At 66.8% G+C, this 23,803-nt stretch carries 25 protein-coding genes and 2 riboswitches; of the genes, 14 read left to right on the top strand and 11 right to left on the bottom strand.

The genetic code is table 11. The features are described 5' to 3' along the window. Positions 1–76 precede the first annotated feature (76 nt). From QKY98_RS08090 to QKY98_RS08080, 3 genes are all read right to left on the bottom strand, one after another. Positions 77–511: a Spy/CpxP family protein refolding chaperone gene (locus QKY98_RS08090; RefSeq protein WP_007158486.1), complete on the bottom strand. Its 435-nt coding sequence runs from the start codon at positions 509–511 to the stop codon at positions 77–79. Positions 512–622: 111 nt separating this feature from the next. Then, a complete protein-coding gene (locus tag QKY98_RS08085) occupies positions 623–1,300 on the bottom strand; it encodes a response regulator transcription factor (protein ID WP_027602201.1) in 678 nt (225 codons plus the stop codon). 4 nt (positions 1,301–1,304) lie between these two features. Next, complete coding sequence (locus QKY98_RS08080; protein ID WP_150338709.1) at positions 1,305–1,889, bottom strand: septation protein A; 585 nt, start codon at positions 1,887–1,889, stop codon at positions 1,305–1,307. A 60-nt stretch (positions 1,890–1,949) separates the two neighbouring features. On the opposite strand from QKY98_RS08080, the gene QKY98_RS08075 reads away from it, so the two are divergent. The 3 genes from QKY98_RS08075 to QKY98_RS08065 are packed head-to-tail and all read left to right on the top strand — an operon-like array spanning position 1,950 to position 4,287. Then, complete coding sequence (locus QKY98_RS08075) at positions 1,950–2,822, top strand: PHP domain-containing protein (RefSeq protein WP_007158483.1); 873 nt, start codon at positions 1,950–1,952, stop codon at positions 2,820–2,822. Then, on the top strand, positions 2,819–3,448 hold the full coding sequence (locus QKY98_RS08070) for an L-threonylcarbamoyladenylate synthase (RefSeq protein WP_027599504.1): 630 nt from the start codon (positions 2,819–2,821) through the stop codon (positions 3,446–3,448). Before QKY98_RS08075 ends, QKY98_RS08070 begins: the two co-directional genes overlap by 4 nt. Further along, entirely contained in the window at positions 3,445–4,287 is an 843-nt protein-coding gene (locus tag QKY98_RS08065; RefSeq protein WP_007158481.1) for a segregation and condensation protein A, read from the top strand. Before QKY98_RS08070 ends, QKY98_RS08065 begins: the two co-directional genes overlap by 4 nt. Here the strand turns inward: QKY98_RS08065 and QKY98_RS08060 are convergent. From QKY98_RS08060 to QKY98_RS08050, 3 genes are read right to left on the bottom strand one after another with little or no spacing between them, the layout of a single operon-like run. Next, complete coding sequence (locus QKY98_RS08060; protein ID WP_027599502.1) at positions 4,278–4,652, bottom strand: cobalamin biosynthesis protein; 375 nt, start codon at positions 4,650–4,652, stop codon at positions 4,278–4,280. The two genes, QKY98_RS08065 and QKY98_RS08060, sit on opposite strands and share 10 nt — an antisense overlap. Next, a complete protein-coding gene (locus QKY98_RS08055; protein ID WP_027602204.1) occupies positions 4,652–5,329 on the bottom strand; it encodes a CbtA family protein in 678 nt (225 codons plus the stop codon). Before QKY98_RS08055 ends, QKY98_RS08060 begins: the two co-directional genes overlap by 1 nt. Positions 5,330–5,341: 12 nt before the next feature. After that, a complete protein-coding gene (locus QKY98_RS08050; protein ID WP_284670650.1) occupies positions 5,342–5,527 on the bottom strand; it encodes a CbtB domain-containing protein in 186 nt (61 codons plus the stop codon). Positions 5,528–5,613: 86 nt separating this feature from the next. Continuing rightward, positions 5,614–5,819: riboswitch (cobalamin riboswitch) on the bottom strand. Positions 5,820–5,877: 58 nt separating this feature from the next. Then, positions 5,878–6,203, top strand: a riboswitch (cobalamin riboswitch). Positions 6,204–6,306: 103 nt separating this feature from the next. On the opposite strand from QKY98_RS08050, the gene cobW reads away from it, so the two are divergent. The 4 genes from cobW to QKY98_RS08030 are packed head-to-tail and all read left to right on the top strand — an operon-like array spanning position 6,307 to position 12,825. Then, on the top strand, positions 6,307–7,359 hold the full coding sequence (gene cobW, locus QKY98_RS08045; protein ID WP_027599500.1) for a cobalamin biosynthesis protein CobW: 1,053 nt from the start codon (positions 6,307–6,309) through the stop codon (positions 7,357–7,359). A 6-nt stretch (positions 7,360–7,365) separates the two neighbouring features. Then, the gene (gene cobN / locus QKY98_RS08040) at positions 7,366–11,115 is read left to right on the top strand and encodes a cobaltochelatase subunit CobN (protein WP_284670649.1); all 3,750 of its coding nucleotides are present in this window, start codon (positions 7,366–7,368) and stop codon (positions 11,113–11,115) included. A 1-nt stretch (position 11,116) separates the two neighbouring features. Then, the gene (locus QKY98_RS08035; RefSeq protein ID WP_284670648.1) at positions 11,117–12,160 is read left to right on the top strand and encodes a magnesium chelatase ATPase subunit I; all 1,044 of its coding nucleotides are present in this window, start codon (positions 11,117–11,119) and stop codon (positions 12,158–12,160) included. Positions 12,161–12,180: 20 nt separating this feature from the next. Beyond that, positions 12,181–12,825: a vWA domain-containing protein gene (locus QKY98_RS08030; protein WP_037007024.1), complete on the top strand. Its 645-nt coding sequence runs from the start codon at positions 12,181–12,183 to the stop codon at positions 12,823–12,825. Between the two features lie 116 nt (positions 12,826–12,941). Here QKY98_RS08030 and QKY98_RS08025 read toward each other — a convergent pair whose 3' ends face one another. The 4 genes from QKY98_RS08025 to QKY98_RS08010 all read right to left on the bottom strand — a co-directional run bounded on the left by QKY98_RS08025 (position 12,942) and on the right by QKY98_RS08010 (position 16,839). After that, positions 12,942–13,862, bottom strand: coding sequence for a metal ABC transporter substrate-binding protein (locus QKY98_RS08025; protein ID WP_284670647.1), 921 nt, complete (start codon positions 13,860–13,862; stop codon positions 12,942–12,944). Between the two features lie 11 nt (positions 13,863–13,873). Further along, positions 13,874–14,743, bottom strand: a complete 870-nt coding sequence (locus QKY98_RS08020) for a metal ABC transporter permease (protein ID WP_077172758.1) — start codon at positions 14,741–14,743, stop codon at positions 13,874–13,876. Beyond that, positions 14,740–15,474, bottom strand: coding sequence for a zinc ABC transporter ATP-binding protein AztA (gene aztA, locus QKY98_RS08015; protein WP_027599495.1), 735 nt, complete (start codon positions 15,472–15,474; stop codon positions 14,740–14,742). The genes QKY98_RS08020 and aztA overlap by 4 nt, the downstream gene beginning before the upstream one ends. A gap of 267 nt (positions 15,475–15,741) precedes the next feature. Next, on the bottom strand, positions 15,742–16,839 hold the full coding sequence (locus QKY98_RS08010; protein ID WP_007158469.1) for a DNA topoisomerase IB: 1,098 nt from the start codon (positions 16,837–16,839) through the stop codon (positions 15,742–15,744). Positions 16,840–16,929: 90 nt separating this feature from the next. Here QKY98_RS08010 and QKY98_RS08005 point away from each other — a divergent pair, with 90 nt between their 5' ends. The 7 genes from QKY98_RS08005 to QKY98_RS07975 all read left to right on the top strand — a co-directional run bounded on the left by QKY98_RS08005 (position 16,930) and on the right by QKY98_RS07975 (position 22,783). Further along, entirely contained in the window at positions 16,930–17,187 is a 258-nt protein-coding gene (locus QKY98_RS08005) for a DUF3253 domain-containing protein (protein WP_284670646.1), read from the top strand. Positions 17,188–17,260: 73 nt separating this feature from the next. After that, positions 17,261–17,569, top strand: coding sequence for a PepSY domain-containing protein (locus QKY98_RS08000; RefSeq protein WP_284670645.1), 309 nt, complete (start codon positions 17,261–17,263; stop codon positions 17,567–17,569). 20 nt (positions 17,570–17,589) lie between these two features. Then, a complete protein-coding gene (locus QKY98_RS07995) occupies positions 17,590–17,865 on the top strand; it encodes a PepSY domain-containing protein (protein WP_007158466.1) in 276 nt (91 codons plus the stop codon). Further along, the gene (locus QKY98_RS07990; RefSeq protein ID WP_284670644.1) at positions 17,866–18,531 is read left to right on the top strand and encodes a response regulator transcription factor; all 666 of its coding nucleotides are present in this window, start codon (positions 17,866–17,868) and stop codon (positions 18,529–18,531) included. Next, a complete protein-coding gene (locus QKY98_RS07985) occupies positions 18,528–19,865 on the top strand; it encodes an ATP-binding protein (RefSeq protein ID WP_284670643.1) in 1,338 nt (445 codons plus the stop codon). Before QKY98_RS07990 ends, QKY98_RS07985 begins: the two co-directional genes overlap by 4 nt. A gap of 67 nt (positions 19,866–19,932) precedes the next feature. Beyond that, on the top strand, positions 19,933–21,609 hold the full coding sequence (gene ctpM / locus QKY98_RS07980; RefSeq protein WP_284670642.1) for a methyl-accepting chemotaxis protein CtpM: 1,677 nt from the start codon (positions 19,933–19,935) through the stop codon (positions 21,607–21,609). 124 nt (positions 21,610–21,733) lie between these two features. Beyond that, complete coding sequence (locus QKY98_RS07975) at positions 21,734–22,783, top strand: AI-2E family transporter (protein ID WP_027599490.1); 1,050 nt, start codon at positions 21,734–21,736, stop codon at positions 22,781–22,783. A 48-nt stretch (positions 22,784–22,831) separates the two neighbouring features. Here the strand turns inward: QKY98_RS07975 and QKY98_RS07970 are convergent, their stop codons facing one another. After that, positions 22,832–23,701 (bottom strand): MurR/RpiR family transcriptional regulator, encoded by an 870-nt coding sequence (locus QKY98_RS07970; protein WP_007158461.1) that lies wholly within the window; start codon positions 23,699–23,701, stop codon positions 22,832–22,834. Positions 23,702–23,803: the final 102 nt, after the last annotated feature.

Raw genomic sequence — 23,803 nt, 5'->3', positions numbered from 1 at the left:
GTCTCTAGCTCGCGAGACTTTGGGCAGGTTCTTGGTCAGACGCTGCGCCGAGGACCATCGGCGCAGCGATCGGGGATCAGGAGGACTTGTGGTCCTGCTTCCACTGCTGGAACTCGGCCCACTCCTTGGCGCGATCCTCACGCTTCTTTTCCATTTCGTCGAAGCGCTTCTGCTGATCGGGCTTGAGCAGGGCGCGAATGGACTGACGGGTCTTGTCGCGACTGCCATCCAGCTGATCGTGCAGGGCCTTGCGCTGATCCTCGGGCAGCTTGTCGAGGTAGCTCTTGACGATCTCGCGCTGCTGCTGGCGTTCCTCGCCCATCAGCTTGCCGACCTGCTCGCGTTGCTCGGGGGTCAGCTTGAGGCCGCGCAGAGGGCCATCGCCACGCGGACCGCCATCCATCAGCTTGCCGTGGGGCGGCGGGGTGATGTCGGTGCTGTCCTGGGTAGCGGCCAGGGTCAGGGTCGGCAGCAGGGCGGCGAACAGCACGGCGGGCATGAGTTTGCGCATCGGGAAATCTCCTTGGGATGACCGGTGCAACACCGGATGAGCCCAGTCTAGGAGCGGGGGAGTCAGTGGCGGTCAGCGGGGGTAAAGAGGGGGTAAAGGCTGCGCGGTGGGCTAGACGCTGTAGTAGTAGCCGCGGCCCCGCAGCGCCAGGATGCGCGGACGACCGTCGGCATGGCTGCCGAGCTTGCGGCGCAGATTGCTGACATGCATGTCCAGGCTGCGATCATAGAGGGTCAGCTTGCGGCCCAGGGCCGCCTGGGCCAGGGCCTGCTTTTCCAGGGGCTCGCCCGGTTGCCGTAGCAGGGCTTCGAGGATGCGGCTCTCGGTGAGGGTCAGGGTGATCTCGGTTTCGCCGATGTTGGCGACGCCGCGCGCCAGACTCAGCGACAGGTCGCCCAGCTGCAGGCGGGCTGCAGGCTGGGCCGGATGACTGCGTCTGAGGATGGCTCGGAGGCGCGCGGTGAGTTCGCGCGGATCGCAGGGTTTGGCCAGGTAGTCGTCGGCACCCAGCTCCAGGCCGAGGATCCGGTCGAGGGGTTCGCCCCGTCCCGATAGCATGAGCACGGGCAGTTGCGGATGATCGCTGCGCAGCTGCTTGAGCAATTCCAGGCCACTGCCGTCAGGCAGCATCACGTCCAGCACCACCACGTCCGGCGTCGCCTCGCGCAACTGGTTGCGGGCGTCGCTACCGGCATGACAGGCGGTGACCTCGAAGCCTTCCTGTTTCAGCCAGGCACCGAGCAGGTCGCACAGTTCCTGGTCGTCATCGATCAGCAGTATCTGACTCATGAGATCAGTCTCGCGGTTCATCCATGGGTTGCAGATGGCGCGCCAGATAGAGGCCCTGACCGAGCATGAACACCAGGGTCATCGCCAGACTGCCAAAGACCTTGAAGTCGACCCAGAAGCTTTCGTAGGTGAAGGCCACGTAGAGATTCGCGCAGCCGCAGACGATGAAGAAGACGATCCAGGCGACGTTCAGCCGCGTCCAGATAGGGGCTGGCAGGCGCACCGCGTGGCCCAGCATGCGCTGGATCAGCGGCTTGTCGCCGATGAAATGGCTGCCCAGGAAGGCCAGGGCGAACAGCCAGTTCACCACCGGCGCCTTCCATTTCAGGAAGGTCTCGCTATGGAAGGCCAGGGTCATGCCACCAAACACCAGGCAGGCGATCAGCGTCAGCCACTGACTCTTCTCCAGCCGGCGCTGGGTCGCGAAGATCGCGCCGTAGACCACCAGGGAGGCGATGATCAGCACCGCGGTGGCACTGAAGATGCCGCCCAGGGTAAAGGCGTGCCCGGCGAACTCCACCGGACGCGGATCGAGCTTGTAGACCAGGAAGAACAGGAGCAGAGGGATGAAATCGATGAATTGTTTCATTAACGCAGCCGATAGCAGTGCATCGCGGCATAATACCTGATGAAGCCGGAGGAGAAAGCCATGCGTATCGACCTGCACTGTCATACCACCGCGTCGGACGGCGCCTTCGCGCCCGCCGAGGTGGTCAGACGCGCCCATGAGCGCGGGGTGCAACTGCTGGCCATCACCGACCACGACACCCTGGATGGCTATGCCGAAGCCCTGGAAGCCGCGGACGGCCTGGGTCTGCGTCTGCTGCCCGGGATCGAGATGTCCTGTACCTGGGGTGGGGCGACCCTGCATGTGCTGGGCTACAACTTCGCCCCCGAGGCGCCCGAATTGAACGCTGCGCTGGAAGCCCTACACGAGGGACGCTGGGAACGCGCCCGGGAAATCGACCGGCGGCTGGCGGCCAAGGGCATGCCCGGCACCCTGGACGGCGCCCGGGCGGTGCAGCTGGCCCTGGGCGACAGTCGCAATGCGCCGGCCCGGCCGCATTTCGCCGAATACCTGGTGCAGGCCGGCTTCGTCGAAGACCGCGGCGATGCCTTTCGCAAGTGGCTGGGCGGCGGCAAGCTCGGCGACGTCAAGCAGCACTGGCCGACCCTGGCCGAGACCCTGGCGACCCTGAAGGGCGCCAAGGCATGGATCAGTCTGGCCCACCCGCTGGCCTATGGCTTCACCCGCACCAAGCTGCGCAAGCTGATCGGAGAATTCGTCACCGGCGGTGGCCACGCCATCGAGGTGGTCAATGGCGTGCAGCCGGCGGAGCAGGTCGGCACCCTGGCAATTCTGGCGCGGGAATTCGGTCTGATGGTCAGTGCGGGCAGCGATTTCCATGCGCCGGCCGACTGGTCGGAGCTGGGGATGTACCGCCCGTTGCCCGAAGATCTGCCGCCCCTCTGGGCGCGCTTCAGTCAACCGCTGTACCCTCAGAATCGGGAACCCCAATGAGCCAGTTCATCGAGATTCATCCGCAGAATCCCCAGCCGCGGCTGATTCGTCAGGCCGTGGAAATCATCCAGTCCGGCGGTGTCATCGCCTATCCCACCGATTCGTCCTATGCCCTGGGCTGCCGTATCGGCGAGAAGAGCGCGGTGGAGCGTATCCGCCGCATACGCCAGCTCGACGACAAGCACAACTTCACCCTGGTGTGCTGCGACCTCTCCGAGCTGGGCATCTATGCCAAGGTGGACACCAGCGCCTTCCGCCTGCTCAAGGCCTACACCCCCGGACCCTATACCTTCATTCTCAACGCCACTCGCGAGGTGCCGCGCATGCTGCTGCATCCCAAGCGGCGCACCATCGGCGTGCGGGTGCCCCAGCATCCCATCACCCTGGCGCTGCTGGAGGCGCTGGGCGAGCCGCTGATGAGCGTGAGCCTGATCCTGCCGGGGGATGACGAGGCCCTGGGCGATGCCTGGGAGATCCGCGAGCGTCTCGAGCATTTCGTCGACCTGGTGATCGAGGGCGGTCCGGGTGGCCTGCAGCCCTCCACCGTGATCAGCCTGGCCGACGACGAGCCGGAAGTGATCCGCGTCGGTGCCGGTGATCCCACGCCCTTCATGATCGAAGCATGAGCGAAGCCCTGGACCCTCAGCTGCTTGAGCCCGAGCAGCTGCGCCTGGCGCTGGTCTATGGCGAGGCCTTCACCGAACTGCCCCAGGACCTCTACATTCCGCCGGATGCGCTGGAGGTCTTTCTCGAAGCCTTCGAGGGGCCTCTCGACCTGCTGCTCTATCTGATCCGCAAGCAGAACATCGACATCCTCGACATTCCTGTCGCCGAGATCACCCGGCAGTACATGAGCTACGTCGAGCTGATGAAGGCGGTGCAACTGGAGCTGGCCGCCGAATACCTGCTGATGGCCGCCATGCTGGCGGAGATCAAGTCGCGCATGCTGCTACCGCGCGCCGAAGGCTTGGAGGCCGAAGAGGAAGATCCGCGCGCCGAACTGATCCGCCGGCTGCAGGAATACGAGCGCTTCAAGAAGGCCGCCGAGGACCTCGACGACCTGCCGCGGGACGGACGCAACTTCGTGGTGCCCAGCTTGCCGGCGCCCGAGGCGCGGGCGCGCAAGCTCCTGCCCGAGGTGGAGCTGGGCGAGTTGCTGCTGGCCATGGGCGAGGTCCTGCGCCGTGCCGACCTGTTCGAGAGTCACCAGGTGACCCGCGAGGTGCTGTCCACCCGCGAGCGTATGAGCCAGGTGCTGGAGCGCCTCAAGGATGGCGCCTTCGTGCCCTTCGTGGCGCTGTTCACCCTGGATGAAGGCCGGCTCGGGGTGGTGGTGACCTTCATGGCCATCCTCGAGCTGGTCAAGGAATCCCTGGTGGAGCTGGTGCAGAACGAGCCCTTCAGCCCCATCCACGTCCGCGCCCGGGTCAGAGACACTGATGCGGAAGAGGTCGCTCAGGCGTAAGCCAGCGCTGCCGTCGCGGCCGCGCTCTTGCGCTTGCCGACCCGCAATCGGGCGCCTTCACCGGCCGCGGCCAGGGCCGCGGCTTCAGCCACGCTGGGACTGCCGGTGTGTTGCAAGGCGACCGCACTCGGCGCGGCGATGCCCTCCTGTTGCGCCAGACGTTCGGCGGAGAAGCCCTGCAAGGGCAGTTGCCAGCGCTGGGCCAGGTGTTGCAGTGCGTTTTCCTCCACACGGCGGTCCACCGTCGCCAGCGCCGTCAGGGCGTTGGGGTCGCAGCCGGCCTCCTGCAGCACTGCCAGGGCCAGCGCGGTCAGCTCCTCCACCGAACAGCCCCGGCGGCAACCCAGGCCCAGGACCAGCGCCATCAGGCCTGAGGCGCCTGGCGATGGAACAGCCAGCTGCAGGCGAGTCCTAGGAGCAGCCAGAACGGCAGGTTGCTGGCCAGCACGGCGATCTGGAAGTGCCGTTGCAAGGCCTCCGGTGCCAGGCTCGCCTGGGCGACGGGTTGGGGCGCACCCAGCAGATGGGGAATGAGCAGCAGCCCGAGGGCGGCGATCTTGAAGCCGGGATGGCGAGTGAACGCCAGGAGCGCGAGCGCCGCGGCAGTGGCACCGGCAGTGCCCAGCCACCAGGCTTGACGCAGGGTGAGATCCGCCGCGGCCGTGCCGGGAAGCTCCGGCGGCAGGCCGAGGCTGGGCGCCAGGCAAAAGGTGGCATAGCCGGCCAGGCCCCACAGCAGGCCCTGGTGCAGGCGGGTCGGGCCTCTTAGATTGAACAGGCCCGCCAGGATCAGGCCGAAGCCTACCGCCACCACCAGGTTGCCGCCAAAGGTCGACAGGGTTCGCGGCCAGCCATCCGCCGGCGTCCAGGCTGCTTCTTCACCATGATGATGCTGTCCGGCCATGGCGGGCGCCTCGGTCTGGACCTCGTAGGTTTCCGCCTGGAGGATGAGCGGGGTCAGCCACAGGCTTTGCAGGGCACTCAGCAACAGGGCCGCAAGGAGGCCGGCCACGCCGGCACTGAAGGCAATACGCTGGAACATGGCGAACTCCTTTTAGTGGCAGGGGAAGCCTTCGCTATGGCGGGTATCGTGAGCGCCGTTGTGCAGCGCCTCGACATGGGAGAAACCGGCCAGAAGCACCAGGCCCAGGCCGAGCAGGCAGGCGAGCAGGGTGGCGGTCAGACGCTGGGTGCGGGTACTGGTCTGGGGCAGGGCGGTTATCGAGCGGGTAGCGGTCATGGCAGGGCCTCGGAGTCGAAGCGGCAGGGACGCGCCGAGGCAGCGAGCCGCAGGCGGCCGCCGTCCAGCACGACCGCCCACCGCGGGTTGCTTGAAAGCAGCAGGCCGGTCTCCGGACTCACGAGGGTTGCAGGCTGCAACTACCAGGATCGCCTTCCCCAGACTTGCCGGCCGGGTGGCTCTGTGATCCTGCGCTCGTCTACCGTTGCGGGGGCAGTGCCGGACTCGGACCGGCTTCCCGTTTCACCGCGACCCATGGCGGAGTCGCGACACCTGAAGCAGCGGCGAGCAGACCACGCGCCTCGTCCGCCGGTCAAGTCTGGCCGATTGACACCCCGGCGGGGCGCTCGTAGCCTGTCGCGTTGCGAGGTGCTCTTGTCGGCAAGAGCTTGAAAGGGAACGCGGTGCGACACCGCGGCTGCCCCCGCAACTGTAAGCGGCGTTTTTAGCCTCTCCACTAGAGCCTGTTCATAATTTGCTGCGCGTCGGCCAAACTGCGTTGAAGCTGCTTTCGGAATGCTCATTTACCATTCGTAAACTCCGCTTCCTCAAGCATCTTCGCCTTGTTTGACTCTAGCTCGCGAAATTATGAACACGCTCTAAGGCCACTGCTCACGCGGGAAGGCCGGAGCCGGGCGCCGCGAGCCAGGAGACCTGCCTCGCCACGTTTCGAACACGCAACCGGGCGGGGTGATCCGGGCTGCCATTGGGGCCTCGCCGCGGCGCGAGCGCCTGGCATGCCTGCCCGTCTTCTTTCGCTTTCTCTCTAAGGGCAGCCCATGAAAACCCTGGCCAAGACCCCCGTCACCATCGTCACCGGCTTCCTCGGTTCCGGCAAGACCACCCTGCTGCGGCACATGCTCGACCACGCCGAAGGCCGCCGCATCGCGGTGATCGTCAACGAATTCGGCGAGCTGGGCATCGACGGTGAAATCCTGCGCCAGTGCAGCATCGGCTGTACCGAGGAAGAGGCCCAGGGCCGCGTCTTCGAACTGGCCAACGGTTGCCTGTGCTGCACCGTGCAGGAAGAATTCTTCCCGGTGATGAAGGAGTTGGTAGCCCGCCGCGGCGACATCGACCATATCCTCATCGAGACCAGTGGCCTGGCCCTGCCCAAGCCCCTGGTGCAGGCCTTCCAGTGGCCGGAGATCCGCAACGCCTGCACGGTGGATGCGGTGATCACCGTGGTCGACAGCCCCGCGGTGGCGGCCGGCACCTTCGCCGCCCATCCCGAGCAGGTGGACGTCCAGCGCCGCCAGGACCCCAACCTCGACCATGAATCGCCGCTCCACGAGTTGTTCGAAGACCAGCTCGCCAGCGCCGATCTGGTGATCCTCAACAAGGCCGATGGCCTGGATGCCGAGGCCCTGGCGCGGGTACGTGCCGAGGTCACCGAGGAGTTGCCGCCGGCGGTCAAGGTGGTGGAAGCCAGTCGCGGCGTGCTGCCGCTGTCGGTTCTGCTGGGGCTGCAGGCCGAATCCGAGGCCCATATCGACAGCCGTCCCACCCACCATGACCTCGAAGGTCATGAAGACCACGATCACGACGAATTCGACTCCTTCGGCGTCCAGCTGCCCGAGGTGGCCGAGGCGACCCTGCTGGCGGCCCTGGCCGAGGTGGTCAAGACCCATGGTGTGCTGCGGGTGAAGGGCTTCGCGGCCATCGCCGGCAAGCCGCTGCGACTGCTGGTCCAGGGGGTCGGCACCCGCTTCGACAAGCACTTCGACCGCCCCTGGAAGACCGATGAGACTCGCAGCACCCAGCTGGTGCTGATCGGCCAGGAGCTGGACCAGGCGGCCATCACCGCCCAGTTGCGCGCCGCGGTCGCCTGACGCCAGATGCATCTGCTGCGTACCCAGCCGGGCGGCTTCGTCCCCGACGACGGCATCGCCCACCTGGCGCAGACGCCCGGTGAGATCGTCGTACTCTGCAGTGGCGATTCGCACCTGGCGCTGCTGGCGGAGGCGACCCGTAGCCTGGACGAGGACTATCCGAGTCTGCGCCTGGCCAATCCCATGCAGTTGCAGAACCACGCCTCGGTGGACCTCTATGTCGAGGAGGTGCTGAGCCAGGCTCGGGTGGTGTTCATCTCCCTGCACGGCGGCCAGGGTTACTGGCGTTATGGCATGGAACGGCTGGCCGAGTTGGCCGCGCGGGGGCTGACCCTGATCGCGGTACCCGGCTGCGATCGGCCCGATCCTGAGCTGATGGCCCTGAGTACGGTGGCGCCGGACCTGGCCGAACGGCTGTGGCGCTATCTGCGCCAGGGAGGGCTGGGCAATGCCCGGGATTTCCTGCACTGCCTGGCGGCCGAATGCCTGGGTGCCCCTTACACCTACCAGCCGCCACGGGAATTGCCGCGGGCGGCGGTCTATCAGCCGGAAGGCCTGGGTCTGGACGGCTGGCGCCAGCACTGGCGACCGGATTGGCCGACCGCGGCGCTGCTGTTCTATCGCACCCATCTGCAGTCGGCCAACACCGCCTTCGTCGACGTCTTCTGCCAACAGCTGGCCGCCGAAGGGCTGAATCCGTTGCCTATCGCCGTGGCCAGTCTCAAGGAGCCGGCCTGTCTGGAGGAGGTGGAGCGGCTGCTGGACGAGACCAGCGCCGCCCTGATCCTCAATACCACCGGCTTCGCCCAGTCCAGTCCGGAGCGGCCGAATCTGACGCCGTTCCGTCGCCCGGTGCCGGTGCTCCAGGCCATCTGCGCCCAGGACAATCGCGAGCGCTGGCTGGAGAATCCCCAGGGTCTGGGTGCCCGCGACCTGGCCATGCATATCGCCCTGCCGGAATTGGACGGGCGCATCATTACCCGGCCGATCAGCTTCAAGGGCCTGGCCTGGCGCTGCGAGCGCAGCCAGAGCGACGTGGTCAACTACCAGGCCGATGGCGAACGCATGGCCTTCGTCGCCCGCCTGGCGCGCAACTGGATCGAGCTGGCGCGGCGTCCCGCGGCGGACAAGCGCATCGCCCTGATCCTGGCCAACTATCCGACCCGTGACGGCCGCATCGGCAATGGCGTGGGCCTGGATACCCCGGCGGCAGCGCTTGGGGTACTGCGCGCCTTGCAGATGGCCGGCTATCCGGTGGCCAATCTGCCGGACAGCGGCACCGCCCTGATCGAGCGTCTGCTCGGTGGGGTGACCAACGACAGCGCCCTGCGCGATCTGCGCCCGGCGTTGCAGAGCCTGGCGCTGCAGGACTACCACGCTTTGTTCGCCGGGTTGCCGCTCAGCCTGCAGCAGGCGGTGATCGAGCGCTGGGGCGGACCCGAGACCGATCCCATGCACCGTCGCGGTCGGCTCATGGTGGCCGGGGTGCGCTTCGGCCTGACCTTTGTCGGCATCCAGCCGGCGCGTGGCTATGACGTCGATCCGGCGGCGGTCTACCACGATCCTGCGCTGGTGCCGCCCCATGGCTACCTGGCCTTCTATTTCTGGCTGCGCGAGGCCTATGGCGCCCAGGCCGTGGTGCATCTGGGCAAGCACGGCAACCTGGAATGGCTGCCGGGCAAGGGCGTCGGGCTGTCGGCGGAGTGTTGGCCGGACGCCATTCTCGGACCGCTGCCCAACGTCTATCCCTTCATCGTCAACGACCCGGGCGAGGGCGCCCAGGCCAAGCGGCGCACCCAGGCGGTGATCATCGACCACCTGATGCCGCCGCTGACCCGAGCCGAGAGCTACGGGCCGCTGCGCGATCTGGAGCGGCTGGCCGACGAATACTATGACGCCAGCCTGCTGGATCTGCGGCGCGCCACCGAGTTGCGCGGCGAGATCCTGCAACTGGTGCGCGAGACCGCCCTGGATCGCGAGCTGGGGCTGGTGATCACCGACGATCCGGACAGCTGGCTGCCGCAGCTGGACGCCTACCTGTGCGACCTCAAGGAGTCCCAGATCCGCGATGGCCTGCATGTGTTCGGTGAATCCCCGACCGGGCAATTGCGTCGCGATACCCTGGTGGCGCTCTTGCGCATCCCCCGTGGCGATGCCCAGGGCGGCAATGCGAGTCTCTTGCGGGCGCTGGCCAAGGATCTGCAGCTGGAGTTCGATCCCCTGGCCGCCGACCTGGGCGAGCCCTGGCAGGGGGCGCGCCCGGCTTGCCTGGCGGCGCTGTCCGCCGAACCCTGGCGCACCCTGGGTGATACCCGGGAGCGCCTGGAATTGCTGGCCCTGGCGCTGGTCGCCGCGATGGTCGATGCCGAGCCCTTGCCGTTGGCGCTGGTCGAATTGCCGGCGACCCGTCCGGTGCTGGAACACCTGGTCACCCAGGTGGCGCCGGCACTGGACGCCTGTGGCCCCGCTGAAATCGGCGGCCTCCTGGCGGCCCTGGACGGGCGCTTCGTGCCGGCCGGTCCCAGCGGCGCGCCCAGTCGCGGGCGGCTGGATGTCCTGCCCACCGGGCGCAACTTCTTTTCCGTGGACGTGCGCAACCTGCCGAGCATGACCGCCTGGCGGCTCGGCTGGCAGTCGGCCAATCTGCTGCTGGAGCGTCATCTGCAGGAGGAGGGCGACCACCTGCGCCAGTTGGGTCTATCGGTCTGGGGCACGGCGACCATGAGGACCGGCGGCGACGACATCGCACAGGCCATGGCGCTGTTGGGTGTGCGCCCGGTGTGGCAGACCGGCAGCGCCCGGGTCGAAGACTTCGAGATCCTGCCGCTGTCGCTGCTGGATCGTCCGCGGGTGGACGTCACCCTGCGCATCTCCGGTTTCTTTCGCGATGCCTTCGGCGGTCTGGTACGGCTGTTCGATGCCGCGGTCCAGGCGGTGGCCGCTCTGGACGAGCCGGACGATCTCAACCCCCTGGCCGCCCAGGTTCGCCGCGAGCGCGCTGCCCTGGAAGCGGCCGGTACCGCTGCTGACCTCGCCCGGCGTCAGGCCGGCTGGCGCATCTTTGGCGCCCAGCCCGGTGCCTATGGCGCCGGTGTTCAGGGCGCGGTGGAAGAACGCCAGTGGCAGGATCGCAGCGAACTGGCCACGGCCTACCTCAACTGGGGCGGCTACGCCTATGGCGCCGAGGATGAGGGCACCGCCGCTCGCGATGACTTCTCCCGCCGCCTCGGTCGGCTGCAGGCCGTACTGCAGAACCAGGACAACCGCGAGCACGACCTGCTCGATTCCAACGACTACTACCAGTTCCAGGGCGGCATGCTGGCCGCCGCTGAGACCCTGAGCGGCCAGCGGCGCGCCAGCTACTTCGGCGACCATGCCCAGGCCGATCTGCCGAAGATCCGCACCCTGAAGGAAGAGCTGGGCCGCGTGGTGCGCTCCCGAGCAGCCAATCCCAAGTGGATCGCCGGCATGAAGCGCCATGGCTACAAGGGGGCCTTCGAGATGGCCGCCACCGTGGACTACCTGTTCGGCTTCGGCGCCACTACCGAACTGGTGGAGGATCACCAGTACCGGCAACTGGCCGATGCCTATCTGCTCGACGCCGATACCCGTGACTTCGTCGAGCGCCATAACCCCGAGGCCCTGCGCGACATGACCGAGCGCCTGCTGGAGGCCCAGCAGCGCGGTCTCTGGCAACAGCCGGGCGACTACCGCGAAGCCCTCGAACAGCTGCTGATGGATATGGATGAAGCCTGAGATGACCGCCCCTGTCTTTCCCCTGGCCGCCGTGGTCGGCGCAGACAGCCTCAAGTTGGCGCTGTGCCTGAATGCCATCGATCCCCGTATCGGCGGTGTGCTGATCGAAGGTCCCCGGGGCATGGCCAAGTCGACCCTGGCCCGGGGCCTGGCCGATCTGCTCGGCGGCGGTCCCTTCGTCACCCTGCCTCTGGGCGCCAGCGAAGAGCGCATCGTCGGCACCCTGGATCTGGATGCGGCGCTGGGCGAAGGCCGGGCGCGCTTCGCGCCGGGCGTACTGGCGGCGGCCCATGGCGGCGTGCTCTATGTCGACGAGGTCAATCTGCTGCCGGATCACCTGGTCGACCTGCTGCTGGATGTGGCGGCCAGTGGGGTCAACCGGGTGGAGCGCGACGGCATCTCCCATGAGCACGCCGCGCGCTTTTTGCTGGTGGGCACCATGAATCCGGAGGAGGGCGAGTTGCGTCCGCAGTTGCTGGACAGGTTCGGCTTCGCCCTGGCGCTGGACAGCCGGCCGGCCCCCCGGGAGCGGGCGGAGATCCTGCGCCGGCGGCTGGCCTTCGACAGCGATCCGTCAGCCTTCATTGCGCAGTGGGAAGCGGCGCAGGGGGAACTGCGTCAGCGCTGCGCTGTGGCCCGTACACGGCTGGCCGACATTCCACTGGACGATGCCGCCCTGGAGGCCATCACTGCAGGCTGCCACCAGGCCGGTGTCGATGGCCTGCGCGCCGACCTGGTCTGGCTACGCGCGGCGCGCGCCCATGCGGCCTGGCGCGGCGCCGTGGCGATCGAAAACGCCGATATCGCCGCCGTGGCCGAATTCGCCCTGCGCCATCGGCGCCGCGAGTTGGCGGATGGTCCCTCAGTAATACCACCCCTGCAGGATGATTTGGCTCCCACTACTCCGGAGCGAGAGCCTGGCGATCAACAGGAGCAGGGGGATGCCGAGACCGCGCAGGGCGAGGGCGATAGCTGGGGTGCCCTGGCGCCGGAGCCCACTGCAACGGGTCCCAGACGCCGATTGGGCGGGGCAAAAAAGCCCTAGGCATCCGATCGTCCGGCACCCTGGATCGCGATGCCCGAAGCGGGACGGGCAAGGCCGCAGGCGGTCGCCAGGGCGCGCGTTCGCCGGGTACCGAAGGCCCTGTTGCCTGGGTGCCGACGCTGCTCCGCGGGCGTCCCCGTCGCGCGGGTGATCTCCTCCGGCAACCACGCCGGCAGCGTCCGGCCCAGCTTTGGCTGGTGATCCTCGATCACTCCGCGTCCACCCGCCGCCACGGTGCCCTGGCCCAGGCCAAGGGGCTGCTGGCCGACTGGTTCGAGCAGGCCTATCGCCAGCGGGTCAGGGTCGCGGTCCTGCAGACGGCGGGGGCGCGACCCGAATGGTCTTTCCAGGGCCAGCGTAGCGGGCAGGCCCTTCAGGCATGGCTGGAGCAGCTGGGCGCGGGAGGCGGAACGCCTTTGCTGGCGGGACTGGTGGAAGCTCAGGCCTGGTTGACGAGCCGTCGGCGGCAACACCCCGGCGAGGAATGCCAGCTGCTGCTGGTCACCGATGGACGTCTGCGTGAGCTGGAGGGGTTGGCCCTACCGGACTGTCCCATCCGGGTGCTGGATATCGAATTGGGACCACTGCGCCTGGGACGGGCAGGGGAACTGGCTCGGCGCCTGGGTGCGGAATACCTTCACCTCGAGGAGGTACCGGTGGTCTAGCCACCGGTGCGGCGTAGGTCGGGTTGAGGCGGTCCCATCGTCGAAGCCCGACACCGAGGCACTCGAGCCTCGTTCTGTTGGGCTTCGCTGCGCTCAACCCAACCTAACAGAGAGCCTCAATGCCCGCCCTTCATCGCCTTGACCAGGGTATCCACGTTGTAACGGAACATGGCGGCATAGGTGGGCGCCGGGCCGTCTGCCGGAGACAGGGCTTCGACGTACAGCTCGCCACCCGGCTGGGCGCCGCTGGCCTTGGCGATCTGCTGTACCAGGCGCGGATCGTTGGAGTTCTCGAAGAAGTAGGTGGCGACATGCTCCTGCTTGATCTGGCGGATCAGCTTGGCAACGTCCTGGGCGGACGCCTCGGCTTCGGTCGACAGACCCAGCGGCGAGATGAAGGTCACGCCATAGGCGTCGGCGAAGTAGCCGAAGGCATCGTGGGAGGTCAGCACCTTGCGTTTGGCCTCGGGTACCTGGCCGATCTGCTCGCGGGCATAGCGATCCAGGGCTTCCAGTTCGGCGATGTAGCGATCGCCGTTGGCCTTGAAGGTGGCGGCCTGCGCCGGATCCACCGCGGACAGCGCCTTCACCACGTTGCGGGTGTAGACGACCGCGTTCAGCGGGTTGTTCCAGACATGGGGATCGATACCGCCATGGTCGTGATCATGGTCCGCGTTGCCATGTTCATCCTCGTCTTCCGCCATCTCGCGGGTCTTGATCCCCTCACTGAGCACCACCGGCGGGCGCGCCTGGCCGGAGGCCTTGATCAGGCGGTCCATCCAGCCTTCCAGGTGCAGGCCGCTCATGAACACCACATCGGCCTGCTTCAGCGCCTGGGCATCGGTGGGCGTCGGTTCATAGGCATGGGGATCGCCATTGGGACCGACCAGGGAGGAGACCTGCACCTGATCGCCACCGACCTGTTTGACCACGTCGGCGATCACGGTAAAGGTGGCGACGGCCTTGACCGGTGCGGCCTGGGCCTGGCCGGCAGCGGCGAGCAGGAGGGCAGCGCCCAGGGAGAACAGGGATTTCATGGTGACTCCTTTCAGTGGGTGAGGTGGGGGCGGGGGCGCAGTCGCCGGTAGAGACCCAGGCGACCGAACAGCAGGGACAGGAGGTAGCAGCCACCCGCAGTGAGGACGATGGCCGGACCCGAGGCGCAGCCAAGGTGGTAGGACAGCACCAGGCCGATCAGGCCGCTGAGGCTGGCGATCAGGCTCGCCACCGCCATCAGCCCGGGCAGGCTGTTGGCCCAGAAGCGCGCCGCGGTGGCCGGCAGCATCATCAGACCCACCGCCATCAGGGTGCCCAGGGCCTGGAAGCCGGCGACCAGATTGAGCACCACCAGCAGCAAAAACAGCAGGTGATAGAGCGAACCGCGACCACCCACGGCGCGCAGGAAGCCCGGATCGAAGCACTCCAGCGCCAGCGGCCGGTAGATCACCGCCAGCACCAGCAGCGACAGGGTAGCGATGCCGGCGACCAGATAGAGCGCCGTGGCGTCGATGGCCAGGATGGTGCCGAACAGCACGTGCAGCAGATCCACGCTGGAGCCGTGCAGTGACACGATCAGCACCCCGGCGGCCAGGGATATCAGGTAGAAGCTGGCGAAACTGGCGTCCTCGCGCTGGCTGGTGAAGCGGCTGACCAGGCCGGCGAGACCGGCCACCAGCAGGCCGGCGAGCATTCCGCCGATGCCCATGGCCGGCAGCGACAGCCCGGCGACCATGAAGCCCAAGGCTGCGCCTGGCAGCACGGCATGACTCATGGCATCGCCCACCAGACTCATGCGCCTGAGCATCAGCAGGACACCCACCGGACCGGCGCCCAGCGCCAGGGCCAGGCAGGCCACCAGGGCGCGGCGCATGAAGCCGAATTCGACGAAGGGTTCGACGAGGAATTGATAGAGGGTCATGCGCGTTCACAGACCGCCGCGTTGGCGTCCCAGCGTTCGGCGAGATTGCGCGCGCGGGCCAGATGCTCGCTGACCAGCACCTGATCGGTGTCGCCCCAGGCGATGGCTTCCCGGGCCAGCAGCAGGGTCTCGGGAAAGTGCTGGCGAACCTGCTCCAGGTCGTGCAGCACGGCGATTACCGTGCGGCCCTGGCCATGCCAGCGGCGGACGATGGTCAGCAGGTCCGCGGTGGTGCGCGCATCGATGGCGGTGAAAGGCTCGTCCAGCAGCAGCACGGGAGCGTCCTGCAACAGCAGGCGGGCGAACAGTACCCGCTGGAATTGCCCGGACGAGAGGGCGCCGACCAGGCGGTCCTCCAGGCCTTCGAGACCCACCGCCTGCAGCGCTCTGGCCGCTTCCTCCCGGTGGGCGGCGGTCACCCCGCGCCAGAGGCCCAGGCCGCGCCAGGCGCCCAGCACCACGGTTTCCAGCACGCTGAGGGGAAAGCTGCGGTCGATCTCGGCGGCCTGAGGCAGGTAGCCCAGACGGCGTTGCGGCACCGCGCGGGCGACCCGGCCACTCACTGGTCTCAGGGTGCCGGCGATGGCCTTGAGCAGGGTGGACTTGCCGGCGCCATTGGGGCCGACGATGGCGGTGAGGCTGCCGGTCCGGAAGCAGCCGCTGAGATGATGGATGGCCGGATGTCGCTGATAGGCCAGGGTCAGGTCCTGGAGCTCGATGGCCGCGCTCATGGCAGGGCGACCGCCCAGAGCACGGCCAGCCACAGGGCGACCAGGGGAATGCTGGCGAGCAGCAGGCGGGCGGGTACGGAGAGCAGCAGCAGGGAAGCGCGCGGGGATGTCATGATCGAGCCTTGGATAACGTGCAAAAGTTATAACATAACAAATGCAGCAGCGTCATCAGGGCGCGCGGGATGAATCACGTCAGGCGAGCAGGATCTGGTTTTGCCGCAAAGCGGTCCCTGACCCATGCAAGAGGCAGGGAAGGGCATGACCCTGTCAGGCCGCCTGGGTCTCCGCCATCCGCTCTTCCAGCCGCTGCAGGAAGTTGAGCAGCAGCACCTCTTCTTCCTTCAGCCCCTTGCGCTTGCGCGGTTTGGGCAGGGTGCAGAGGTCACCGGCGAGGAACGCATCCAGCACCCCGGGATGGATGTAGCACTTGCGGCAAACCGCCGGGGTATTGCCCAGGGTGCGGGAAACCGCCTTGACCATGTCCACCAGTTCCTTCTTGGCATCGGTCTGGGTCTCGCAGCGCAATTCGCGCAGGGCTTCCAGGGCAAGGGCGCTGCCCGCCCAGGTGCGATAGTCCTTGGCGGTGAAGTCGGCGCCGGTGAGTTCGTGCAGGTAGGCGTTGACGTCCGAAGAGGTCACGGTATGGCGTTCGCCATCACCGTCCACATACTGGAAAAGGTGCTGGCCGGGCAGCTCCAGGCACTTCTTCACGGTGCGCGCCAGCCGCGGATCGCTGACCTTGATGTCGTGCTCCACCCCGCTCTTGCCGCGGAAGTGGAAGGCGATGGTGTTGCCATGCACCTCGGCGTGCCGGTTGCGCAGCGTGGTGAGTCCATAGGACTTGTTGCTCTTGGCATACTGGGCGTTGCCGACCCGGATCAGGGTCGCGTCGAGCAGGCTGATGACCGTGGCCATGACCTTTTCCCGACAGAGGCCGCGGCGGGCGAGATCCTCTTCCACCCGCTGTCGCAGCTTGGGCAGGGCCTGCCCGAAGGCCAGCATCCGCTCGTACTTGTCGGTATCACGGATCTCGCGCCAGCGCGGGTGGTAGCGATACTGCTTGCGACCGCGGGCGTCGCGTCCGGTGGCCTGCAGATGGCCGTTGGCGTCCGGACAGATCCAGACGTCGGTATAGGCCGGCGGGATGGCCAGCTTGTTGATCCGCTCGACTTCCGCCTGGTCGCGGATGCGCTCGCCAGCGGGGGTGAAGTAGGCCCATTTGCCACGCAGCTTGCGCCGGCTCAGACCCGGCTGGCTGTCGTCGACGTAGTTGAGGTCGGGCGGCAGGGGGGTGCAGAGGGCGGTACCGGTGTCGTCACGCTCATCGGCGGGGATGGGCAGGTCGGTCTGGGCGAGGCGTTGCATTACTTTGGAGGGTTTCGAGCGAGAGGTCATGACTGCACCGACGATTTCCTGGTCGAAACGGTGGACTCCAGGAAACAGGACCCGGTTCTCATGACAGCGCTCGAGCCGACCGACGCACAGTTGCGCGAAGCCTTGCTGGCCAAGGCACGGGCGCGCCGCCCAGGGACCACCTTCTGTCCTTCGGAAGTTGCGCGCGACCTTGCGGCGGACTGGCGACCACTGATGGAGCCCCTGCGCGAGGTGGCATGGGAGCTGGCTCGCGCAGGCCAACTACGGGTGACGCAGAAGGGCGAGGTCCTGGATACCGAAGCGACCTGGCGCGGTCCGATCCGATTAAGCTTGGCTTAAGCGGCGTTTAAGTTTCGATTAATGGCCGATGGCTACTCTGGAAACCGTTCAGACAGCAACCAGAGGCATCACCATGAAAAAGCTTACCGCCCTTGCGACCGCCACCCTCTTGCTCGCCGGTATGGGCGTTGCCCAGGCCCGCGATCTCGGCCCCGACGAAGCCCTCAAGCTGCGTGACAGCGGCAAGATCAAGAGCTTCGAGGTGCTCAACCAGGCCGCCATCGCCAAGCATCCGGGCTCGACCACCCACGAGACCGAACTGGAAGAAGAATACGGTCGCTACATCTATCAACTGGAACTGCGTGACCCCAAAGGTGTGAAATGGGATCTGGAACTCGACGCCACCACCGGCGAAGTCCTGAAAGATCAGCGCGACGACTGACCGTTGTCCTCGCCGGACTCTTGCTGCTCGGCAGCGTCTCGCCGCTGATCCAGGCCCGCGACCTGGATCAGGACGAGGCCCTCAAGCTGCGCAAGGAGGGGGTTATCCGCCCGCTGGAGACCCTCTTGCAGCGGGTGAACGAACGCTATCCCCAGGCTCGGCTGCTGGAAGCCGAACTGGAAGAAGAAGACGGTCAGTATCGCTACGAGATCGAGATCCTCGTCGGCGATGTCGTCCGCGAATTGGAAATCGGCGCGATGGATGGCGCCATCATGAAGGACGAGGTGGACGACTAGATGCGCCTGTTGCTGGTGGAAGACGATGTCGCCCTGGCCGACGAAATTTCGGCGTTCCTTGCCCGCCAGGGCTATGCCGTGGACTGGCTCGCCGATGGCCGCGACGCTGCCTGGCAGGGTGCTCAGGAGCCCTATGACCTCATCGTGCTCGATCTCGGCCTGCCGGGGCGGCCAGGGCTCGAGGTGCTCAGCGAGTGGCGCGCAAAGGCGCTGGCGACGCCGGTCCTGATTCTGACCGCCCGCGACAGCTGGGCGGAGCGCATCGACGGTCTCAAGGCCGGTGCCGACGACTACCTCACCAAACCCTTTCACCCCGAAGAGCTGGGCCTGCGCATCGCCGCCTTGCTGCGGCGGGTTCGCGGCGTGGCCAACCAGCCGCTCCTGCAGGCCGCCGGACTCGCGCTGGACGAGGCGCGCCAGTGCGTGGTGCGTGGCAGCGAAACCATCTCCCTGAGCGCCGCGGAATTCCGTCTGCTGCGCTGTTTCCTGCTGCATCCCGGGCAGATCCTCTCCAAGACGCGCCTGAACGACCACCTCTACGACGGCGAGAGCGAGCGCGACTCCAATGTCATCGAGGTTCACGTCAATCACCTGCGGCGCAAGCTGGGGCGCGAAATCATCGAGACGCGGCGCGGCCAGGGCTATCGCCTGGGCGGTGTCGATTGAGGTCCATCCAGGCCCGCCTCAGGGTCGGGCTGGTGGCCATTCTGCTGGTGACGGGCCTGGTGCTGGTCCTGGGGGGCGCCTGGCTGGTGGACCATGCCTTGCGCCGCTATCTGGAGACCGGGCTGCGCGGCGAGACGGAAAATCTGCTCGCCGCCCTGGTACGTGGGCCCCATGGTCTGCAACTGGACGAGGGCCGCCTGGGCAGCCTCTACACCCGCCCGCTGTCCGGTCGCTATTTCCTCATCGAGATCCCGGCGCTGGATATCCGCTGGCGCTCGCGTTCGCTGTGGGACGCGCAACTGGAAGCGCCGCCCAGGAGTGGCCTGAGCGAGACCCTGGCGGACGGCCCCAGCGGCCAGCGATTGCTCACCTACCGCGCCGATTACCAGCGCTATGGCCAGACGGTACGGGTCGTGATGGCCGACGACTACAACCCGCTGTTGACCAACCTGACGCGCATCCTCGCGTTCGGTGCCCTGCTGGGGCTGGTGATCCTGCTACTGGTTCTGCTGCTGCAACGGCTGATCGTGCGCCGGGCACTGCGCCCGCTGGACCAGGTGCGCGAGCAGATCGCCCAGCTGCATCAGGGGCGCCGTTCGACGCTGGACGCCGGCGTGCCCACCGAGCTCACGCCGCTGGTGGAGGAGATGAACGCCTTGCTGCGCCATACCGAGGACGGCCTGAAGCGCGCGCGGCATGGCATCGGCAACCTGGGCCATGCACTCAAGACGCCGCTGGCGGTGCTCACCAGCCTGGCCGAGCGTCCCGAGCTCCAGGCACTGCCCGAGCAGCGCGAGGTCTTGCGCGAGCAACTGGCGCGTATCCGCCAGCGGCTGGAGCGGGAGTTGCGCCGCGCCCGGCTGGCCGGCGAGGCCCTGCCAGGCGCTCATCTGGATGCCGCCGAACTGCGCGAGCTCTGCCGGCTGCTCAATCGCCTGCATGGCGAGCACCTGCGGTTCGACTGCCATCTGCCCGAAGGACTGCGTCTGCCCTGGGACCGGGAAGACCTGCTGGAGCTGTTCGGTACCCTGCTGGACAACGCCGGCAAGTGGGCGGATCGGCAGGTTCGGCTGGAGGTGGCGCAGCGGGAAGAGGGCTATCTGATCCGGATCGAGGACGACGGCCCCGGCGTGCCGGAGGCGCAGCGCGAGGCCATCCTCGAGCGGGGTTCCCGGCTGGACGAGGCGGTGGCCGGTCATGGCCTGGGGCTGGGGATCGCCAAGGACATCGTCGAAGGTTGCGGTGGAGCCCTCGCCCTTGAGACTTCCCGGCTGGGTGGGCTGGCGGTGGTCATCCGCCTTCCGGCGCCGGTGCGCACAGCGTCTACGAGGTGACTTCTCGGTCAAGTTCTGCAGCGCGATGCCGATAACGGCATCAGCTCTTGCGATCAAGGAGAACCTCGTGAGCCTCAAACTTAAAGTCACCTTACTGGCGGTCCTGCCCGTCTGCCTGTTCACGCTCGTGCTGGGTGGTCTGTCTTACTGGGTCTTGCACGAGCAGGCGCTCAAGGACGTCGCCGATGCCCGCGAGCGGCTGATGGTGCAGAGTCGCAACGGCCTGCAGAACACCGTGGAAGCGGCCATGACCGTGGTCAAGCCGCTGTACGACAAGGCCGCCGCGGGTGATACCGAGGCGCGCCAGGAGGCCATCCGCCTGCTGTCCGCCATCAGCTACGGCAAGGATGGCTATATCTTCGGCTACGATTCCAACGTGGTCCGCCTGTTCAAGGGCAACGACCCGGCCGGGATCGGCAAGAGCTTCAAGGACAATCGCGATCCCAGCGGCGTCTACCTCAACCAGGAACTGATCCGGGTCGGCAAGGATGGCTCGCATTTCAGTCGCTACAGCTCTTCGCTGCCGGGCAACAAGGACGTGCTGGTGCCCAAGCTCGCCTATACCGACTACCTGCCCAAGTGGGATCTGGTGATCGGTTCCGCGGTGAACCTGGATGGCGTGGAGGCCGAGGTCGCCGCCGTGGCCGACCAGGTCGCCAAGCGTACCCAGGACCAGCTCTGGCTGATCTTTGGTACCTCCGGCGTGCTGCTGGTGGTGATAGGTATCGCCGCGCAACTCTTTGCCGCCCGGACCCTCAGGCCCCTGGCGCAGATTCGCGAGAACCTCGATGACATCGCCGCCGGCGAGGGCGATCTGACCCGCCGCCTGCCGGTCAACGGTCGCGACGAGATCGGTGAGCTTGCCGCTGCCTTCAATCGCTTCGTCGATCGCATCCAGGGCACCATCGCCCAGGTCGTCGACATCACCCACCAGTTCACCGGTCTGCTTGACGATGTGGCCCAGCAGGCCCAGCGCACCGATCGCGACATGCAGCGTCAGCGCAGCGAAACCGATCAGGTGGCGACCGCCATCAACCAGATGTCCGCCGCGGCACAGGAGGTGGCGAGCAGCGCCCTGCGGGCCTCCGAAGCCACCCGCCAGACCGAGGAGAAGGGCCGGCTGGCCCGGGAGACCGTGGCCACCAGCGTGGCGCGCATCCACGAGCTGGTCGAGGAGGTACGCCAGAGCAGCGTCTCCCTCGATGGCCTCAAGCAGGACGTCGGCGCCATCGTCGGCGTACTGGACGTGATCCGCGCCATCGCCGAACAGACCAATCTGTTGGCACTCAACGCCGCCATCGAAGCGGCCCGGGCCGGTGAAGCCGGGCGCGGTTTCGCCGTGGTCGCCGACGAAGTACGCGCGCTGGCCAGCCGGACGCAGCAGAGCACCCAGGAAATCCAGGGCATGATCGATCGTCTGCAGCAGGCCACTGGCCGTGCGGTGGGTGCCATGGAGCGCTCGGGAGGCATGGGCGAGGCCACTACGACCCAGGCCGAGCAGGCGGGGACAGCCCTGGCTGCCATCAGCGAATTGATCGCCACCATCAATGCCATGAACACCCAGATCGCCAGTGCGGCGGAAGAGCAGACAGCGGTGGCGGAGGAGATCAATCGCAGCGTCCATACCATCGCCGGTGCCGTGGACAGCATGGCCCAGGGGGCTCAACAGGGTGCCCAGAGTACTGCCGGCATGGTCGGTCTGGGCGAGCGGCTGGACGGATTGGTTCGCCAGTTCCGTGTATGATCGCTGGCGCGTCGGGTTCTCCGGCGCGCCTCTTCAGGTCGAGTTGGGGGGGGCTCACGGGAACCCCACGGCTTCCGAGGCTCTAAGCAAGGCCTGTCATCCTTGTTTGGAATCGCGAAAGCCAATGAAAAGTGCTCGGCTGGAAAACAAGACGTTCCTGATCCTGCTGGTGGTGGTCTCGCTGGCCTTCGTCTGGATCCTCACCCCGTTCCTGGGGGCGGTGTTCTGGGGCGCCATCCTCGCCATCCTGTTCGCACCGTTGCAGCGCTGGTTCGTCCGCCGCTTCAACAACAGGCGCAACCTCGGGGCGCTCTGCACCCTGTTCGTGATCCTGCTCATCGTCATCCTGCCGGTGGTGTTCATCGCCATTTCCCTGGTCCAGGAAGGCTCGCTGCTCTATCAGCAGATCAGCAGCGGTCAGCTCAACTTCGGCCAGTACTACCAGCAGATCTGGGGCGCCTTGCCGGATTCGGTACGCAGCGTCCTGCAGCGCTTTGGTGCCGGTGACCTGGACGGCATCCGCCAGAAGCTCTCCGCTGGTGCCATGCAGGGCAGCCAGTGGGTAGCCACCCAGGCCTTCAGCTTCGGGCAGGGCACCTTCCAGTTCCTGATCGGCTTCGGCGTGATGCTCTACCTGCTGTTCTTCCTGCTGCGCGACGGTTCCCAGCTGGTGGCGCTGATCCGCAAGGCCATTCCGCTGAGTGACATGCACAAGCGCAGCCTGATGGCCAAGTTCACCGCCGTGGTGCGCGCCACGGTCAAGGGCAACATCATCGTGGCCGTGGTGCAGGGCGCCCTGGGCGGCTTCATCCTCGGCGTGCTGGGTGTGCAGGGCGCGGTGCTCTGGGGCACCCTGATGGCCTTCCTCTCGCTGCTGCCCGCGGTCGGCTCGGCGCTGATCTGGGTGCCGGTGGCCATCTACTTCCTGGCCACGGGAGCGGTGATCAAGGGCGTGATCCTGATCGTCTTCGCCGTGGTGGTGATCGGCCTGGTGGACAACCTGCTGCGCCCCATCCTGGTCGGCAAGGACACCAAGATGCCCGACTACGTGGTGCTGATCTCCACCATCGGCGGCATGTCGCTGTTCGGCCTCAACGGCTTCGTCATCGGCCCGCTGATCGCCGCGCTGTTCATGTCGACCTGGGACCTGTTCAGCCACCGCGACGATATTTGATGAGCGACGTGCTCCAGGGGACTGGAGCACACGAACGGGCAGGGCGCGTCAGCCCTGGTCGGGCTCCGAGGGATAGCGGGTCGCGACCAGACTTTCCTTGACCTTGCGCAGGTGCGGCTGGAAATCCACGCCGCGCTTGAGCGTGACCCCGGTAGCGAGAATATCCAGCACGGTGAGCTGGATGATCCGCGAGGTCATGGGCATGTAGATATCGGTGTCTTCCGGCAGCGGAATGTCCAGGCTGTGGGTGCAGACCTTGGCCAGCGGGGTGTTGCTGGCGGTGAGGCCGAGCACCGAGGCGCCGTTGTCGCGGGCCAGCTTGGCCACGTCCACCAGTTCCCGGGTGCGGCCGGTGTAGGAGATGATCACGAAGAGATCGCCGGTCCTGGCGATGGAGGCGAGCATCCGCTGCATCAGGACGTCCGAATGCGCCGACACCGCCATGTTGAAGCGAAAGAACTTGTGCTGGGCGTCGAGGGCCACGGGCGCCGAGGCACCGAGACCGAAAAAGTGGATCTGCCGCGCCTGGATCATCAGGTCGACCGCGCGATCCACCGTGCGGGCGTCCAGCCGCTGGCGGGCGCTGTCCAGCGAGGCGATGGTGCTGCTGAAGATCTTTTCCGCGTAGGCCTCGGGTTCGTCGTTGGCTTCCACCGCCTGGCTGACATAGACCGCGCCACTGGCGATGCTTTGCGCCAGCTGGATCTTCATTTCCGGATAGCCGCTCACGCCCAGGGAACGGCAGAAGCGGTTGACGGTGGGCTCGCTGACCTGGGCCGCCTGGGCCAGGGCGGCGATGGTGTAGCGGGTGGCCTGCCGGGGATTCTGCAGAATGACCTCGGCGACCTTGCGTTCTGCGCGGTTGAGTTCGCCGATACGGGTCTGGATGGTTTGCAGCAGGGTGCTGGCACGATCCATGAGAACTCCTAGTGGTTGTTGTGCCTCTATCCTAAGGCTATAAAAGGTGTGGGCCGGGCTTACCCCTGCGCCGTATTTTTTAATATAAAGACTACGCGAATC

The organism is Pseudomonas sp. HR1 (genome assembly GCF_030175875.1).
Classification (GTDB): domain Bacteria; phylum Pseudomonadota; class Gammaproteobacteria; order Pseudomonadales; family Pseudomonadaceae; genus Chryseomonas; species Chryseomonas oryzihabitans.
Note: the sequence above shows the minus strand (reverse complement) of the source record. Positions and strands in the feature narration are given on the sequence as shown.